The sequence below is a fragment of the Moritella viscosa genome (assembly GCF_900120065.1).
Classification (GTDB): Bacteria; Pseudomonadota; Gammaproteobacteria; order Enterobacterales; family Moritellaceae; genus Moritella; species Moritella viscosa.
In genome coordinates this window covers 1-18,454 of sequence record NZ_FPLG01000046.1, presented here as the reverse complement: position 1 = coordinate 18,454, position 18,454 = coordinate 1, and the positions used below count along the sequence as shown (strand labels likewise).

The following is an 18,454-nucleotide window of genomic DNA, read 5'->3' as shown; positions in this document are numbered from 1 at the left end:
TCTTATATATCTTATATGTCTTATATATCTTATATGTCTTATATATCTTATATATCTTATATATCTTATATATCTTATATAGGTTGTATATCATAATACACCAAAGATTCAAGATCGAAAAAACACACACTTAAACTTTTCATCCATTTTAAAGTGAAAATAAAATTTACAATCTTAATGACTTGCCGAATTTATAATCTTGGAAACCTTCATAATTTCCATCTTCAACTTCCTTCATAGAATCTTTTAATATTTTCATCCCTTCTTTCTTACTCATTTTCTTACTGCTAATTGTTATAGTTATTTTTTTCCCTATGTTTTTTGCTTTAGTAAATAGATTTACAATTGCTTTTTTGATACTTGAGAATGTGTAATGTGAGTATTTAATCCATTTCCCTGCGTAAAACTCAGCACTAACCAGTTTTTCATACTGCAACATTCCTGCATTTTGAAGGTTTTCAAATGCATTATTAAGTATCTGATTTACATTCTTTTTAATCACTAGAACTTCAATTAAATACTCTTGCTTCAAGAATTTATCTTTTGATATATTAGAGATTGATTGTGTTAGTAAAAACAAAACACCTGCCGTTTTGTTTGACTTAACTTTACGAAAATCATCATTCTGAACAATCGTTAAAGCTTTTCCCTCTTCGTTTATATAAGCGATAAACCCTTCTGAGAATTTGAACGTTAAAGTGTTATCCTTTTCGTTATGCTCTAAGATTGAGAAGATCGAAAATGAATCTGTTCTTAACGTTTTTTTCTTTCTAAAATCATATTTAGTGATTGTGATTTCTTTATCGTTAGACAATTCATTACAGAACTTTTGAACGAACCCTTTTACCTCAGAGATAGTAACGTTAGATTTAATGCTACAAGCTCTTAGAATCGTTGATTTAGAACCACATTCAAGAGTTATAGGCTTATCATCAGCGTGAGCCATAGCTGCGTGTTGGTGAACCTTAAGACATTCACTAAAGAGTAATGCACCAGATTTTAAATCAATTTTTAAACCGTTAAGATCAACGATCTCGCTTCTGAAAACGTTTGTTACTGGTTTTGTCTGTATTTCTTTTGTATGACCGATAAATCCGCTTGAAAGTAGTGATGTAACTTGAATTAATGTTTCTTTTGAGAAACCTTTTGGATATGAGTTGTATGGTGTAAGCATATTTTTTTCCTTTGTTTTCAGTGTTTTTATAAACTTCAAAAGAAAAATAATTACTTACTATATTGACAATAATTGTTTTACATGGTTTAAATATAGTATCTTTTTTTGTTATTAAGATACTTATTAAAAGTCAATCTGGTAAATTGGCTTTTTCTTTTTCTGTTATATGTAAATGTTTTACATCAGAAATAATATAAATCAAGTCATGATGTATAAATTAATTACATTATGGCTTTTTTACATCTTATTTTAAAAGCCGCTCCGCAAAGAAAATCAAAGATTTTCAGTTCTGATAAAGGATTTATATCTTCTTAACACTTCACAATTGAAATTAAGTATCAAGCTCAAAACATCCAGAAAAAAGCAACTTGTTGCGTATCGGGCAACGCCCAAAGATCTTTTTATAAATAACTTTCCTCCTTAAATTTTATGTGCGTAATATTCTCAATATTACTCTATCTAAACTTAACGTATCTTTTAATGTATCTAAATACATAGAAGGAAATTAAACAATTAGGAAAAATATCATTGAACAGTTAAATAATCAGGAATTCCCTATTAAATAATCAGGAAAAAAATGTGTTTTACCTCCCCCTTTGACAGTGTTTTATTCCTTAATTCTAAATGTTTTTATTGTTTTCTTTTTAAAAACTCCCCCCCCCCCACTTTCTTACTATATTTCAGAAGCTTAAAAATGCCCTACACAGCGTTTTAATGGTATGGGTGATACGTAGCTCAACATTACTATATAAATCGCTAAGAAATGATTTTAAACAACTAATTATAAAACATTCAACAATAATTAAGTTTTAGACAGTTACAGGATTTAAAATAATACAGAAGCTTATAAGGGCGATCTAAGAGGTTTTAATATAAGAAGTAACAACGAATATTCATTACTTAAAATGATGTATTTAAAGTTTTGAAATTTTCTGTTTTTGACGCTAGAAATTGAGGAGTTTATTTGAAGTGTTATTGAAACCATGCTAAAACTAAACACGACTAAACAACAAAAAATAGAATATCAAAAAAGTGATGAAGCAAGAAATATGATGTAGATATAAAACACTATAAGGAAAAGACTCTTTAAAATCAAAGAGTTGATGGCGGAGGAGGAGAGATTTGAACTCTCGAAGAGCTATTAACCCTTGCTGGTTTTCAAGACCAGTGCATTCGGCCACTCTGCCACCCCTCCGCAGCAATGAATCGAATAATATAGAAATAGAGTTTAATTGTAAATACAAAAATTACGTCAAACCACACTCTCGCTCACCTTCAGCACAACCTGTTCAAAAAACAATCCAAACTAATAATCTAGTTCTAACAATATGGATATTAAAGGAAAAGATTAGTACTTTTTAATCTTGTTATGACGCACATTGCAGTTTGTTACGCCAAAAAACACTCACATATAGGTATCAACACCGAGTTTTATATCACATATAGATAAAATTCAATCACTTAAAACTTCACGATTATAATAAACAATATACGTTTACTAACACTTTTGTATTAGTAAGGTTAAACTAATGCATCAATAATATATTATATATTTCAATAGGTCGTAGCATGCAGTTTTCAACCATTAAGCAGCAAATCCTTTTCTGGGGTAGTGCAAGTTTAATTGCGGTAGTCACCGCAACATTTAGTTTTAGTTACTTTAATAGCAATAACTTAAGTGACGAGATACAAACTCTCGTACTTAAAGATACCGAATCGGCGATTAAACAACGACTCTCATTAAGTGCAAACGTTGAAGCTCAACATATTGCTTCCACCTTTAATAAAGCAATGAGCATAACAACAGGTCTAGCCGCGTCATTTAGCAACAAAACCCCCGTCATATCGCGGGAAGCCGTCAATGCAATGCTACAAAATACGCTAGAGAAAAACAAAGACATATTAAGTATTTATACTGGCTGGGAAGTAAACCAATTTGACGGTCAGGATGCTGTAAATACCGACATGCCTCACTCCCAAGCAAGTGGTGTATTTGCCCCATACTGGAATCGTTCAGCCAATGGAACCGTTGCACTACAAGCACTTGGGGACTTTTATGCAACAAAACTAAGTGCCACTGGATTTCGAGCTTCAGAGTGGTATTTATGTCCAATGGAAAGTAAGACTGCCTGTGTAACCGATCCATCAAGCTTTAATGTTCAAGGTGTTGAAACATTACTCAGTTCATTTGTTGCACCAGTGATCCGTGATGGTCAATTCATTGGTATGTTCGGGGTTGATTATTCTCTCAATTTCCTACAATCACTTGCTCAAGATACTGCCCAACGATTATTCTCAAACCAAAGCCAAGTCTTGATTATCAGTTCAGCGGGTGTCATTGCTGCAGACAGTAAACAGGCTGATAACATCGGTAAAAAACTCAATTCAATTGCCATTAAAAATCTGTTGAGTAAGCGCCTTATTGACGAAACGGTTACTGTCGAAAACGATTTTCTTACGTCAAAACAATTTAATGCTACTGGCGTAACACAGCAATGGGAAGTGATCATTATCACCCCTCGACATGTGGCCTTAGCGAGCACCAAACCATTTATTAAAGCGGTGGATAATGGTTTCTTTACAAATCTTAAAAGCCAACTTGGTATTGCAGTTCTGACCAGTATCCTCGGCATTATACTTATGTGGATTGCTGCTCAGTCTATTTCCAAACCAATTCGTTATTTAGTCGACAAAGTTCGCCAATTGACACAATCTGGTGGCGATCTCACACAATCTTTAAATATTCAGCGCCATGATGAAACAGGCCAATTAGCTGAATACCTGAATATTTTTATTGCCAACGTTAGAGGTGTTGTAGCAGACGTTGCTGTGACTTCTGAGCACTTAAATACCAGTGCTAAAATAACGGCAAATGCAGCCGACCAAGGTTTATTAAAAATTGCCGAACAACAGCTAGAGATTGAACAAGTAGCGACAGCAACTAATGAAATGTCTTCTACAGCACACAGCGTATCAGATAGCGCCCAAGTCACAGCACAAGCAGTATCTGAAACTCAAAAAGCAGTGAATAACGGCCAATTAGTTGTCGAAGCCAATGCCGATGGTTTAAGAAGTTTATCGCAGAATGTCTCTCACGCTACACAAGTTGTCGCAGAACTAGAATCACGCAGTGAAGGTATTGTTGCGATCTTAGAAGTAATACGTAATATTTCAGCGCAAACTAATTTACTTGCGCTCAACGCAGCAATTGAAGCGGCACGCGCGGGTGAGCAAGGCCGTGGTTTCGCAGTTGTTGCCGATGAAGTACGTAACCTAGCCACGCAAACGGCAACATCTACAGATGAAATTCAAGTCGTCATAGATTCACTACGTGACTATAGTCGTCAAGCAGTAGAAGCGATGGATACCAGTGGCAGCTTAACCAGCTCTTGTCTGGGCCATGCCACAAATGCAGTTGACGCCTTAAAGCAAATCAATGAACAAAGTTGCCGGATACAAGATATGGCACACCAAATAGCCAGTGCTGCTGAAGAACAAGCTGCGGTAACAGAAGAAGTAAATCGTAATATTGTCGCAATCAGCAACGTTGCAGTGAGTATCGCAGACGGTGCCAAAACATCCCAACAAGAAAGTGCTAATGTTGCACAATACACAGTAGATGTGAGTAATAAAATAAATAATTTCCAGTATTAATACCAGCGGTTAGTTAGTCAATCTATATGCATAGCCCAGTCATAATCTGCCTGGGCTTTTTTACAAGCGTTGTAACACCTACAACACACTATATTAACTGTCTATTCGTTTAGGAAAAACGTATAATACCGACATTAATCCTAATACAATGAGAACCCCATGAAAGAAACAAATCCAATATTGACGAAATTCTTTGCTGATGCAAAACCTAGCCAACAAGTTTGGGGTTTACAAGACAAGTCAGGTGAAGATTGGGTTGTTTGCGATTCAGTAAACTTTGAAAACACAGATGCAATGCCACTTTGGTCTACTCAAGCATTAGCGCAAGAACATTGCTGTGATGAATGGAAAGCGTTTAAACCAACGGCTATCTCGGTATCTGACCTACTTGAATTTTGGATTGAAGATCTAAACGAAGATAACGTGATTGTAGGCCTTAACTGGGTATCGGAAGGCGAGTGTGCAGAACTTGAACTAGCAGAATTCACACAATCAGTTGTGGATATCGAAGCGCTTTAGTTCTTAACATTTATCGCAATACATGAAAGTGCTTATCTGATACCAGTTAAGCACTTATTCCGTTAACCTCCCCCCACATTACCTGCATTAAACTAACGAAAACATCGACCAATCACAGAGCATACTCCATGTTGTCTCAATTTCAGGTGTCGTAGTCCAAAGTACACCAACGGCTATCATCATACCTAATGCCAATAACTTGCTGTCCAAATCGACTAGTTTCAGCGCCGTACCAAATGAACGCTTTATCTTAATATTCCGTAAATCAACACTGTATATTTCATCAAGCATTAAATGTATAAAGCCACCTAAAAATACAAAACCACCAGACAACCAAGCAAGGCTATCCGCCTTATCAGTATCGATACCATCGACGTTCGCAATTACCTGAGTCGTAATAAGTCCAGATAACACTAAGAACAGTAGCGAGTGGCAGCAGCCTCTATGCACGGTTAAGCGCTCAAAAATAGTCCTAAGTACATACTTCATAAACCCATAAACAACCGCAGGTATAGCGATAACTTCAACGAAACTCAATTCACCAAAATACTCTCTGGTCATATAACGCATTATTATCAAAATAACAGCAAACGAAAAAATGTTAAATATAGTATCAAGAGAGGTCGAGTTATCCGAATCAATATCAGGTAACAATCCACCGATTGTCCCTAAGAACCAAAGCCAAATCGCGGTATCGAGTTCAATGTGACCAGCCGCAACCAAACTGGCAGAAGAAACACCTGTTAATAGTACTGCCACGTTAAGATGTGTGTTGAAATTTGCCATTATTCTCTTATATCATAGAATTTAATGCTACTAGTATATGATAGATAACAATAAATTAATCATTAGATTGGAACTAATACGCTTAAATGTCTATCATATTAAAAGCTCTATTTATTTAAAATAAACGATTCAATGACCAGCGCGACACCGTCATCATTATGGCTTGCTGTAATATGATTAGCGATGGCTTTAATATCATCACTGGCATTATCCATTGCCACACCCAAACCGGCGTATTCCAACATTTGTTTATCGTTACCTGCATCACCCATACAGATCACTTCATCCGCATTAATACCAAATTGGTCAGCGATGGCTTTAACACCGATACCTTTGTGACTATCTGTATGTAGAAACTCTAAAAAGAAAGGGGCGCTTTGCAAGATGTTATATTGCTGATAAATCTCTGCGGGTAACTGAGCGATAGCCGCAGACAGTTTCTCAGGCTCATCAATCATCATTACTTTTAGTATTTCTTCATCATCACTCAAGGTGCTAAAGTCGACTTCAGTGATCGTCAGGTCATTAATTTTAGCTTCATGGTCTGTATAATAATTATGCTTAGGCGTAATCAAGCCATGTTTTAATGAGAATGCATGTACATAAACACCCAACTTATTCGCTAAACTCGCCAAGCTTTTCGCATCGGCACCAGTCACTGTTTGACTGCGTAACAATTTCTTATCTGCAACTTGATATACCAAGCTGCCATTATAGCAAGCAACATAATCATCATTGCCTATCATACCCAACTCTTCTAGCGCCCAGTTCATTCCCTCTAGCGGTCGACCCGAAGCAAGCACTACACGCGTACCCTGCGCTATAGCAGCAAGGATCGCCTGCTTATTACGCGGTGAAATAGCACCTTGAGAATTAAGTAAAGTACCATCCATATCTAACGCGACTAATTTATACATACAACCTCAGGAAATTACACCAATAATATCGTGGTTATATTACAACAAAGAGGTGGTAAGTTCAGAGTTAGGTATAAAACATCCTTATCTCATCACACTTTTATGTAATAAATACACATAAAAAAGCGGTGGCATCGAGTAAACCCAATACCACCGCTTTATATTCAAATAATGTTAAAAAGACCGACTTAGCTCAATAACACCGCACTATTTCATCGCGCTGTATCAACGAGCTACATCGAAATTGCGAAAACAACACCTAGAATAACAACCGCACCCAGTAATAGCAGTGGGTTAAACTTACGTAATTGTTTTGCTTTCGCTTTAATTTCTTTACTATTTACACGCTGAAACTGCCCTACTACGGCTGTAATATTAGTATCAATGATTGCCACAGACTCATCACATTCCGTGTCGTTATTACACGGAACATCTTCTGTAACTAACGCAAAGTCACCGCTAAATGAATACATAGTGAAATCTTCACCACCTTCAGAGAAAGTTTTCTTTTCCACATTTGTATTTAAAATAGCATTACAACCTATGTCTGCCGCCAACTGTTTAATATGGCTACGACCTTCGTTTTGATCTTTAAAGAAACGTGTGCTCAATGTATGTCTTGCAACAACATGTCCGTATCTTGGTTGGTTGCTTTTTGCAGTGAAAAAAGCAACTAACTGTTTTTTAAAGTTAACATCTGGTACGTGCACTTGTTTTGCGGCAAGGCCTTTTGGTGTTTCTGTTGGTTCAAAATCAACAATAACATCCTTCACCAATTTAGATTCATTGGCTTTATCGAGCAAGCTCGACACATGTAAGAAATAACTCTCGCCATCATCGCCACAAATAAAACCAAACTTCTTTGCAGAAATGTACGATATAATTTTTCCTTTCACTTAACTTAGCTCCTTCAGCATTGCTCTAGACCCGACTAGGCCATTTCTTTAATTGTTTTTTTCACTTTCTTTAATGCCATTTTCTTTTTCAATGGCGATAGGTAATCAATAAACAGCGTACCTTTAAGATGATCAATCTCGTGTTGCATTGCAATCGCTAAGAAACCATCGTCATTGATTTCAATTGCGTTACCTTCACGATCCAATGCCGTTACTTTCACTTTTGTATAACGCTCAACATCAGCATAGTAGCCAGGAATAGATAAACACCCTTCTTGACCCGACTCGATGCTTTCACCTTCAACAACAACTGGGTTGATTAATACCATAGGTTCATTACGACCCTCTGAAATATCAATAACAACAACGGCTTCTTTACGACCAACTTGCGTCGAAGCAAGGCCAATACCATCATCTGTTTTATACATAGTATCAAGCATGTCATCAATTAATGTTTGAACTGTACTTACATCCGTTACTTTTTCAGCTGGTATCTCTAATTTTTTGTTTGGTGCCGTAAGAATAGTTAATACTGCCATATGTCTTTGAATCCCGGTTTTGTTAATTTATTACAAACGTGCGTATTTAAAGCGCCGCATTATAGCGCATAATAGGCCCTAGTTTCTAGTTGATAGATTACGATAATCGAGAGATATTTGAAACTTATGTATATTTATTTCAGATAGATGGCAAATTAATGCCTTATCGGCTTGTTTTTAGCTATTTATATTCTAAATAATGAGGGATTAGAGGAAGTATAGAAAGAAGTGACACTGTGCGCTTAATTACACAGTGCCACATTACTGTAAAATTATTTCAAACTGGCATAATATGCAGAAATATTAGCAATATCAGTATCAGATAACGTCATAGCCATGCCCTTCATTGTTGGATCTTGACGTTTTCCAGATTTAAACTCTTTCAATTGCTTGGCCAAATACATTGCTTTTTGACCCGCTAGGTTCGGGTACATTGGCACAGAAGAGATCCCAGCAGCACCATGGCAAGCTGCGCACATCGCTACTTTTAATTTACCAGCTGCAATATCGGCTGCCGATACTACAGCTGGAATTGCGAACATACTAACTAATATAACTAAAGACAATTTTTTCATTTCAATATTCCTTATAAATTATTATTTCAAGTAACCGTTCCCAGCCAAAATATTATTTATACATTACCTAGACAATATTTCTCGGTGCAAAAGAGAAAGCACGAAATTCATGTTTATATTTAGATTCACCAATTTTCCTGATTTTCGATACACCCATTTTAAAGTTGTAGTTTCCACTGATCTGGTCAACAACTCGCGTAGTGAGTGAATTTGATGGCTGGCGCATATCAATCATATTGGCATATAGCGCCCCCTGTTTGGTTGCAGAAGTCACAATTACCACCGCAGTCACCGCGGCTTTATCAAGCTGGATATGACCATTTTTCAGCAAGCTACTAAATTGGAAATCATCGCCTTTAACACCTAAGATCGTGTCTTTAAAATTAGCTACTCGATCAGAATACATCATCACTTGGTCGCCCGATTCAATACCACGTTTCTTAGCATCTTCAGGGTGGATCTCAACCCAGTTTTCAGGCCAACGTTGTTGCACATATGCACGACGTTCAACATCATCAAAACCAGACTGCCAAATTTCGTTAACGCGACCATTAGAGAACCACAGCTCATCTTCTCTTGGCTGTAACCAAGCATAAAAATCACTGAACAGATCCCAAGGATGTTTCTGCAGATTGATCTTGCCTGTTTGGCTATTAAAAGCCGTTAACTGTTTCTTCAACACGTTCTGACCTTGTGGGCCATTCGCTAAACCTTTTTCAGCTAATGTTGCAGCGGTCATTTCAGTATCATGTAAACGTTTAGTGCCCACTAATTTTTTAGTATCGTAATTATAGAACACAGGTCCTTGAATGCCTTCAGTGCCATATTCTCTGAGTTTTTGATGTAAGGTTTTACCTTCGATATGAGCAGCCACTTTTATCATGTGGAAATCTTTACGACTACCTCGGCTAAAACGTGATGCTTCTTCTGCTACATCGTTAGAAGTTTCCCAATCAAAACCGTCAAAGCCCATGCGTTTCGCCAATTGACCAACAATCCACCAATCTGGTTGTGCTTGTCCTGGCGCATCATTGAATTTTTGATAAAGACGCAGACGTCGCTCGCCATTGGCACGCATAAAGTCAACCTCACCCCAAGTGGCCGCAGGGAAAACGATATCTGCAAACTTAGCGCCGATTGGATCACGTAAATAAATATCTTGGTTGATCACCACCATGCCACCGGAGTCCGCACGTTTTTTCAAGGTGTCGATGATCTCTTGTTTATCATAGCTATAGACTTGATGTGGGTTCGAGGTGACTAATTCCCAGAATTTTTTCTGCAGACCTTGACTACCACACATAGATTGGATCCACGTGGTACCAATAACATGCGCAAAACGGGTATGACCTGAATATAAATAACGGTCCGTATCCAATGCTCTACGACGACGCCCTGGTAGTTTTTCAGGTGATTTATTACGCGGTAATTTACCGCCTGATTGACCACCACGCTGGTGACCACCAAAACGACCCACAACGCGCCCTTCACGACCACCAGCCCCGACAACCGTTGCTAACGTTGAAATAGCATTGGTATTGGCCGTATTATTTGACCAGTAAAAACCTTTCTCAATACCAATCGATGTTTTGGGACGCACGCCATTCACAGGTTTCGCCATCATTTCAGCAGCTTTATAGATCTTAGCTACATCAATACCGGCCATTTTCGCCGCGTATTTAGGATCAAACTCGTCTTGTGCTTGGTTCCATTTTTTATAATCTGCAAAACCGTCAGTTTGGAATTTTCCCCAAGTGGTACGCCACTGCCAAGGTGTATTACGGGTACCCTGACCAAAACCAGAGTTAGACTCCCATTTGTTATTGACCCATTTATCAATCCATTCATCATCTTGCCAACCATTGTCCATAATCACGCGTAATATCGCGCCAATCACCAAGTTGTCAGAACCTGGGTTAAGATCGATATGTAAGCCGCCATGTTTTTTCATGTAAGCAATACCGGCGGTTTCTCTTGGGTTCAAGATCACGGTTTTCATACCGCGCTGAATAGCTGGCATCATAAATTGAGTAAACAAGATAGTTTTGGTTTCGTATGGGTCGGTACCGCAAACCATTAACGTATCAGCTGCCCCCCAATCGTCATAACTTGGGCCAAAGTTATCAAAACCCGCATCACGGAAACCCGGTGTAGAAGTAACGTCTGATGGCGTATCATGGAAACTAAAGTTAGCCGTATTAATATGACGTAATGCATATTTGGTGATCGCATAGGTATTCTCAATATATTGGTAAGAGTAGGTTTTCACACCATAGGCATTAGTACCGTATTTATCAATAACATAACTACCCACCTCAGCAGCAATATCCAAGGCAAAATCCCAAGGTACAGGTTGTAAGCTACCACCAATACGTACTAACGGTTGTGTTAAGCGATCACGTGTTCCTGTTGCCGGGTTATAAACTTTTTGCGCTAATAACCCACCACGCATCGACGAATCACCCATCTTATTCACGACTGAACTGTCTTTGTCTGGCACAATAACAATATGATGCGGCTTACCTAAATGCATAACCACATTATGCTGTGATGGCGCAACCCACGCTTGTAATGGCGCACTTGGGAAATTGATACCGAATGCATTTTCACTGGCTTTTTGACCTCCATTGGCTTTTTCTAACGGCCACCGATAAACCTTGTATCCACAAGCAACAATACAATAATCACACGCAGTAGTAATTACTTCAGCGTTCGCTGGCGGTAACGGTGCATGGTCTTCTGGAATATAAAAATTAGTTGTCATAATTAAGCCCCCTGCATGGCAATAATATTATCAGTTCGGCCAAACAGCAGCCCCATGATACCAACGGCATAAATCTCATCACCGTCTTGTTCAAGTAATACCTGTGGTAAACTTTCATACGCTTGACCAGACACAATAATACCGTGACGACGTAGATCAAACGTCGACAAATGGAATGGACATTGCCCCAATACACGATGTTCACCAACCACTTTATACTGACCATCAAGTGGCCCACCTTGGTGAGTACACATTAATGAGAACGCCACTATGTCTTGTTTATGACCAAGTCCACCACCTGCTTTAACACCCATTTTTGTAATAATGGCACGTGAATTAGGACCATTATCTGGGTAATTAAAATTAACAGGCTCATTCAACTTCAACTCACTGACTTTAGCTATAAGCTGTCTTGGATAGCCAACAATACGCGCTTGAACACTTTGCGCTTGTACGGTGCCTGGAAATAAAGACAGTGAAACGACACTCGCAGCACTTGCCAACGCACCGGTATACATAAGAAAGTCACGACGTGAGACCATACATTTTTGATGCTCTTCTGTACTTTCAGTCTTCATTTTTTCTTTACGCTCTGCATTGCGTTTTTTTCTATCAAAGATCATTTTGTCGCCTCCGCAAGTTGTTGCTCGGTGAATAGACGCTGATAAGGGGGTAGTGTTGGATAATCCATGGTGATACGTTCGCCAGAGAAAGCATCTAAGAATGCTAATAAATCTGATTTTTCGGCCATCGTTAAGCCCAGAGGTTTAATTAGCGCACTCTTCGTCGCAAGGTATCCAGTCGAACGTCCATCGGCTGCAATACCACCGCGATCATAGAAATCAACCACATCTGCTAGTGTTGCTAACGTGCCATTGTGCATATACGGAGCGGTATATTTGGTATAACGTAAACTAGGAGTTCGGAATTTACCCTTCATTTCTTTGCGTTTACCACGGAAATAAACACCCGGATCGGCTTTGGTTTTACGGTACATTTTCTCGTTAGAACCTTTGGAATACAGCTCATAACGGAAAGTAATCTGTGCAAGAGCCTCTGAATCCCAGCGTAAGTTAGTTGGCACTCCAATGTTGTAGTATTTCTGATCACTTGCTAACGCACTGTTATGGCAAGCTATACATTGTGCTTTTCCTTCAAATAAGATTTTACCCTTAAGTTGCTGCTGCGTTAGCGCAGTTTTATCACCCATTAAGTAGTTATCTAATGGTGTATCAGTTTGTACTAGCGTACGTTCAAAGGCAGCCATCGCTTTCCAGACGTTGCTGACCTTCGGATAGTTATCACCAAACACTTGGTTAAAACTGCTTACGTATTCAGGAATAAGCGCTAATCGTGCTTCCATGATGTCATCTTCGCCATTACCAGCAACCGCTCCTTTCGCCGCACTCTTCGCTTGGCCTTCAAGTGATTTACTTGAACCAGCCCAGAATAATTTGCCGTAATACGCAGAATTAATAATGGTTTGACTGTTACGCCAATGCACAGTACCCGGATAACCGAGTGATAGATCTGTTGGGAAATCCCAACCCAACGCAGGATTATGACAAGCCACACAGGCTGTTGAACCATCCCCACCAATACGACCATCAAAGAATAGCTTTTTACCTAACTCAATTTTTTCTGCTGTCATTGGATTATCTGCAGGGATAGAGACAGCACCCAATGGTGCCAATGCTGGTAGCATCATGCCATTAAGCGTGATCGGTTTTAGTGACGCAGCGACAATCTCAGCCGTGATCGCATTTTTATCTACCTTATCGTTTTTATCGTCTTGTTGGGCACAAGCTGGGACTGTAGTAATTGTCAGTAACAGCGTGACCAATGTAGACAAGTTGATTTTTTTACTCATCTCGTCCTCCTTAATTTTTAGCACTTTGCCAATCGGCAACGGGGGCATAGTTATAATCGGACTGAATCCAAACATGTTTGTCAGTCGTTAAAGGCTCACTTGATAATGACTTCAAGAATGCAACTAGGGCTTTTTGTTCTTTCCATGTCAGATTCAACGGCTTCAAACGGCTGTCTTTGTTTTTGTCAGAACCTCCACCGGTATTATAAAAAGCCACCACGTCTTCAAGCGTATCCATTACACCGTTATGCATATAAGGTGCTGTTTGCTTTAATTCGCGTAATGTTGGGGTCATAAATTTACCCATATCCGAACCATCTGCTTTATGCGTTTGCACATGAGCACCGACATCACGTTTTAAATTCATGTAATTTTCATTACCCATGAACATGTTAAAAGCGATAAAGGTGTGATGACGCATTGGGTCACGGAAAATATCTAAGTTTTCTTCAACGCCTGTATTATAAGGTTTTCCATCACTTAGCAGAGGTCCATTGTGGCATTGCACACAACCCGCTTTACCGGTAAATATCACTTGGCCTTTACGGGCGAGTTCTGACATTTCGTCTTTGTCGAATGGCGTGGTTTTTGAAGTTAACGTTTTTAAAAATTCAGGGATCGCTTTACGAATAGATCCATTAGAAGGTTCGCCATAACCGGCGGCTTTAAACATGTTCACATAAATAGGATCTTGTTTAACACGCTCTTGCATTAAGCGCATATCCATATTCATTAACCAATCTTCGGTTAACATTTCACGTGTTACATCATTCAAATTGGTACCAAGACGACCATCGTGAAACCACACTTGTTTATAAGCCGTATTGATAAGTGTTGGTACATTACGGAAACCTTTACTGCCTGGATAAGCAGGGGCTAACGCATCTGGATGTGAAAACCCACTGCCAGGTTGGTGGCATGACGCGCAAGACAGCACTCCGTCGCCCGACAAACGCGTATCATAAAATAGACGTTTACCTAATTCTGCTTTTGCGGCATTCACTTTCAATGTTGGTAATGGACCAAACTCGCTGGCACCGCTTGCAGCCCAACCAGAAAATGATAACGAAAAAGTAGCAGTAAGGATCAGCATTTTTATCATTATAAAGCTCCTTTGCTTCCTATTAATTGAAATAACATTATTCACAATGGGGTAATTGCATAAACCACGCCAAAATAGAAAAATAAATTAAACAATTAATTTACAAAGACTTACATGTAAACGTGATCGAGTTAACATTGCTGTTTTTGCAACGTTTTATTAAAAAATAGAATTATTAATTGCATGAATCGTTAAATTTCACACCTATAATGAAACATTAAAATCAAACGATTATCTGTTGAAGCGCGTATATACGGGCTGCATAGCAATTCACATATTTAGGCATGTTTTATGCTTATGCCTTGTATAGACAAATGCAGAGAGGTGAATCGAATGACACTTAACATGACACAAACGAATGCAGCAATTAATGAATTAAGTAAATTACTCGAAACAGGTGACGAAGCGCAGCGTTGCTATTCGGCCCGTGCGATAAATGAAGCTAAGATAACCACAGTAACACCACAGCTCAATGCATGTTTGTACCATCAAGATCCAGATGTGGTAGTCGATGCAGCAACAGCGCTCGCCACAGTATCTGCTGGTGATTTGGAAAGTTTAGAAGATGTTGTCACAAACCACCCTGATAGCGATGCTCGATTAGCGGCTTTATCTGCTATAGCTAAACAATATGACACCGAATCACAACGCGTTGTCGACACACTCACCCGTTTCGCTACTGGTCGTACCGCCGAGGATGGCTGGGGGCTCAGTGGTGACTGGGACGATTGGTGGGATCTACAATTAACTGCGGTACAGTTACTCAGCGCTATTCAAGCAGAGAAAAAAATCGACTTGTTCGGCAAGTTGTTTATTGAGTTATTAACACAAGATCCGGAGCCAGAGCTTGAACTTGCGCTTTATCGTGCTTTAGTCGATTTCCAACCACAAGTGTTATTGCAATATTGGACCACAGCACGAAAAATGAATAAGCGCAGACTCGCACGCGCATTTGCAACCAGCGAAACGGCCACTGCACTTATCCATATGGCGGCATGCTTGCATTGTGACGATGCAGAAATTAAAAAAATAGCGATAAAAGCAATTGCGAATCACAAAAATACACAAAATGTACAGCCTTACTTAGCCAATATATTTAATTGTTTGACTGATTCAGAACCCAGTGTTCAAGAAGCGGCAGCATCCGCACTCAATCAGCTTAATCAATTAGACGCGTTACAACCAACAAAACTAATGGCGTTTGTTAAAGAGGCGCCTGATTCGAGTTTACCGAGCCTTATTCATCTGCTCTCTCGCCATACTAATCAATTAACGATATCGGATATTCACTGGCTACAGGAACAACTGACACACAGCGATAGCACCATCAAAATAGCGGCTATTGATTGTTTATCTAAACTATCAGAAACACAGACACCGTATTATTCCGATGTCTATTTAACGGCACTGAATAGCTGTTTAAACGCCATACAAGATCTGAATGTCGAGCTATATCAGCGCGCACAATTGATCAGATTGTTAAGTCAATTCAGCCAGCATGCAAGTCTGTCATTTCCGATATTAAAAACACTGCTGGAAAATGATGATACTGATGTAGCCTTGCGACAATCAGCGTTAGAAGCAATAGCCAGTGAAGCCAATGAAGATAATCAAAAATGGCTAAAACAGCTGTTACTTGGCCTAGCGTCTCAAGCTGACACTATCGAAGTAACACAAATTGATGATACCGAAAAAAAACCAGACCGTGTGGAATTAGAAGTATTGCTAGCAGAGCACAGTAGCAAGTTCCCAGATAGCCAAGGGTTTAATAATGCCCCCATTTCAACACTCGCCGCTATTCAGCAATCGAACGTTGAAGCAATACTACTCCAACCCAACGATGCCCCCAATGATCAAACATTACTAGAGATGATGGACAGCCTTGATGATGAATTTACTGCTTACAGAAATATTGTCCGTGACCATCTTGATACCGGAGAAAATCTAGCACTAAATCGTAAAAAAATTGCCCGCTTACCACACACAAACAATAAACTGTTAGCCATAAGAGCGCTTGGCCACAGTAAAACTGAATCAGCCGCAGGTTTACTGATTGAAACAATGCTAGGGGCAATACCAAAAGAACAGCATGAGATATTTCAAGCGCTGACTAATATTGCCAAACATCACGATTACCAAGTATTAAGAAATGGACTTGGTGCCGCAGGTTATACTTTGCATTATGGTGATCCATTATGTAAGCAATCTGCGGCACAATTTTTAAGTCACATGCCTCTGAACAAAGCCCTACCAATATTACTTATTGGCGCAGAAGATGAAAATGAGCATGTGCGTGTCTGCTGTTTAACAGCACTTAACCTTCAATTAGAAACAAAACGATTATTAGTGCGCCACCAGCAGCAAACCAGTGAAATATTAACCAAAAAGCTACACGACCCTGCAGGAGGAGTACGTAAATTAGCATTTCAAATTTTAGCTAAAATAGACTTATCCACGAACTTAACCGCATTGATAGAATTAGCGGTAAGTGATAAAGAAACTAATGTCATCGCTGCCCCACTATTATTTTCTCAGCAGCAAAGCGCATTAGGTATTTTAGCGTATAACATTGCTAACTATAACGATCACCGACAACCTCTCGCAATTCAATTAACTGGTCAATTAATTAAAATAAATAACTCTTAATGAAGCCACACATGATATAGCGCAACTAATATGTTGATTTAACCTAGTTAAGACTCATGGCACCCAGATACGGTGCCATTTTTTGTTACACTAATTTTGTCAGGAGACTGACTGTAATTGCTTAAAATGGACCTTTTATGCAAACCGAATACATAGGTAATAATATGGATATAGCGACTAACCGTAAAAAACTGTACAAGGATCTTGCGTATTGGCTGATACCTTGCTGGTTAGTTGTGTTTATTTTTATGAGCATTCACTATTCGCTGAATATTGAAAAAGACAAGCAATACGCATTACACAATGAACAAGTGATTGTTGAGTTAATCGAAAAGCTGCTCAACGATAGCTTTAACAGCATGACATCCGATGCCCTTATGCTGTCTTATACTGCCAAACAACTCACTCTCAATGACGACAGCTTCTCGCCTTTAACCAACTATTTTGTTGAGTTAAGCAAAAATGATGACAATTACGAACAAATCCGTTTTATTGATATAAATGGTTACGAACGTATACGTATCAATAATATCGGCAACAAAATTTATGCGGTTGATAGTCAAAATCTACAAAACAAGTCTAAGCGATATTACTTCCAAAAAACCATGCAACTTAGTCTGGGAAATGTATATATATCACCGATGGACCTCAACATTGAAGCCGGTAAAATTCAACAGCCGCTTAACCCAACTATCCGTATCGGCGTGCCCGTGTTTAATGCCAAAGGTAAAAAAATAGGCGTTATAATTTTAAACTACAAAGGCCGTAAACTGATTAATCGCCTCCTGCATATCTCGCCCAATTTTATTGAGCATTTATACATACTCAATACTGAAGGCGTCGCCATTATTCAACCTGTAAAATCAGTACTACCTATAGATCCATTATCTAAGCTGCAACAACAGTTTCAATTTAATACTAACAAGCAATTAAGTGCCGAGTTACTGGAACTCATGAACCTAGAACATCAGGGACAGCTGTTATTTAAAGACAGCTATATTACTTTCACTCA

14 protein-coding genes and 1 tRNA gene are annotated in these 18,454 nt (G+C 38.8%); 4 read left to right on the top strand and 11 right to left on the bottom strand.

The window, feature by feature from the left end; genetic code table 11:
- Positions 1-166: 166 nt before the first annotated feature.
- Positions 167-1,174: a hypothetical protein gene (locus BT797_RS07185; RefSeq protein WP_075471487.1), complete on the bottom strand. Its 1,008-nt coding sequence runs from the start codon at positions 1,172-1,174 to the stop codon at positions 167-169.
- A 1,104-nt stretch (positions 1,175-2,278) separates the two neighbouring features.
- Positions 2,279-2,369 (bottom strand) — tRNA-Ser (locus BT797_RS07180).
- 374 nt (positions 2,370-2,743) lie between these two features.
- On the opposite strand from BT797_RS07180, the gene BT797_RS07175 reads away from it, so the two are divergent.
- Complete coding sequence (locus tag BT797_RS07175) at positions 2,744-4,828, top strand: methyl-accepting chemotaxis protein (protein ID WP_075471485.1); 2,085 nt, start codon at positions 2,744-2,746, stop codon at positions 4,826-4,828.
- 159 nt (positions 4,829-4,987) lie between these two features.
- Positions 4,988-5,347 carry a DUF2750 domain-containing protein gene (locus tag BT797_RS07170; RefSeq protein WP_045110109.1) on the top strand — a complete coding sequence of 120 codons (360 nt, stop codon included), beginning with the start codon at positions 4,988-4,990 and terminating at the stop codon, positions 5,345-5,347.
- Between the two features lie 87 nt (positions 5,348-5,434).
- Here BT797_RS07170 and BT797_RS07165 read toward each other — a convergent pair whose 3' ends face one another.
- From BT797_RS07165 to BT797_RS07125, 9 genes are all read right to left on the bottom strand, one after another.
- Entirely contained in the window at positions 5,435-6,133 is a 699-nt protein-coding gene (locus BT797_RS07165; RefSeq protein WP_045110108.1) for a metal-dependent hydrolase, read from the bottom strand.
- A 107-nt stretch (positions 6,134-6,240) separates the two neighbouring features.
- On the bottom strand, positions 6,241-7,050 hold the full coding sequence (locus BT797_RS07160; protein WP_045110107.1) for a Cof-type HAD-IIB family hydrolase: 810 nt from the start codon (positions 7,048-7,050) through the stop codon (positions 6,241-6,243).
- A 233-nt stretch (positions 7,051-7,283) separates the two neighbouring features.
- Positions 7,284-7,946, bottom strand: a complete 663-nt coding sequence (locus BT797_RS07155; RefSeq protein ID WP_045110106.1) for a cold-shock protein — start codon at positions 7,944-7,946, stop codon at positions 7,284-7,286.
- 35 nt (positions 7,947-7,981) lie between these two features.
- Positions 7,982-8,485 (bottom strand): peptide deformylase, encoded by a 504-nt coding sequence (gene def / locus BT797_RS07150; protein ID WP_045110105.1) that lies wholly within the window; start codon positions 8,483-8,485, stop codon positions 7,982-7,984.
- Positions 8,486-8,757: 272 nt separating this feature from the next.
- On the bottom strand, positions 8,758-9,060 hold the full coding sequence (locus tag BT797_RS07145) for a c-type cytochrome (RefSeq protein WP_045110104.1): 303 nt from the start codon (positions 9,058-9,060) through the stop codon (positions 8,758-8,760).
- Positions 9,061-9,127: 67 nt separating this feature from the next.
- Complete coding sequence (locus BT797_RS07140; protein ID WP_075471483.1) at positions 9,128-11,824, bottom strand: arsenate reductase (azurin) large subunit; 2,697 nt, start codon at positions 11,822-11,824, stop codon at positions 9,128-9,130.
- 2 nt (positions 11,825-11,826) lie between these two features.
- On the bottom strand, positions 11,827-12,447 hold the full coding sequence (locus BT797_RS07135; RefSeq protein WP_045110102.1) for an arsenate reductase (azurin) small subunit: 621 nt from the start codon (positions 12,445-12,447) through the stop codon (positions 11,827-11,829).
- The gene (locus BT797_RS07130) at positions 12,444-13,694 is read right to left on the bottom strand and encodes a cytochrome-c peroxidase (protein ID WP_139291726.1); all 1,251 of its coding nucleotides are present in this window, start codon (positions 13,692-13,694) and stop codon (positions 12,444-12,446) included. The genes BT797_RS07135 and BT797_RS07130 overlap by 4 nt, the downstream gene beginning before the upstream one ends.
- Before the next feature lie 10 nt (positions 13,695-13,704).
- Positions 13,705-14,796 carry a cytochrome-c peroxidase gene (locus tag BT797_RS07125; protein WP_045110101.1) on the bottom strand — a complete coding sequence of 364 codons (1,092 nt, stop codon included), beginning with the start codon at positions 14,794-14,796 and terminating at the stop codon, positions 13,705-13,707.
- A 333-nt stretch (positions 14,797-15,129) separates the two neighbouring features.
- Here BT797_RS07125 and BT797_RS07120 point away from each other — a divergent pair, with 333 nt between their 5' ends.
- Positions 15,130-17,442, top strand: coding sequence for a HEAT repeat domain-containing protein (locus BT797_RS07120; RefSeq protein WP_075471481.1), 2,313 nt, complete (start codon positions 15,130-15,132; stop codon positions 17,440-17,442).
- 137 nt (positions 17,443-17,579) lie between these two features.
- A partial coding sequence (locus BT797_RS07115) for a cache domain-containing protein (RefSeq protein ID WP_175545651.1) occupies positions 17,580-18,454 on the top strand: 875 nt, incomplete at its 3' end.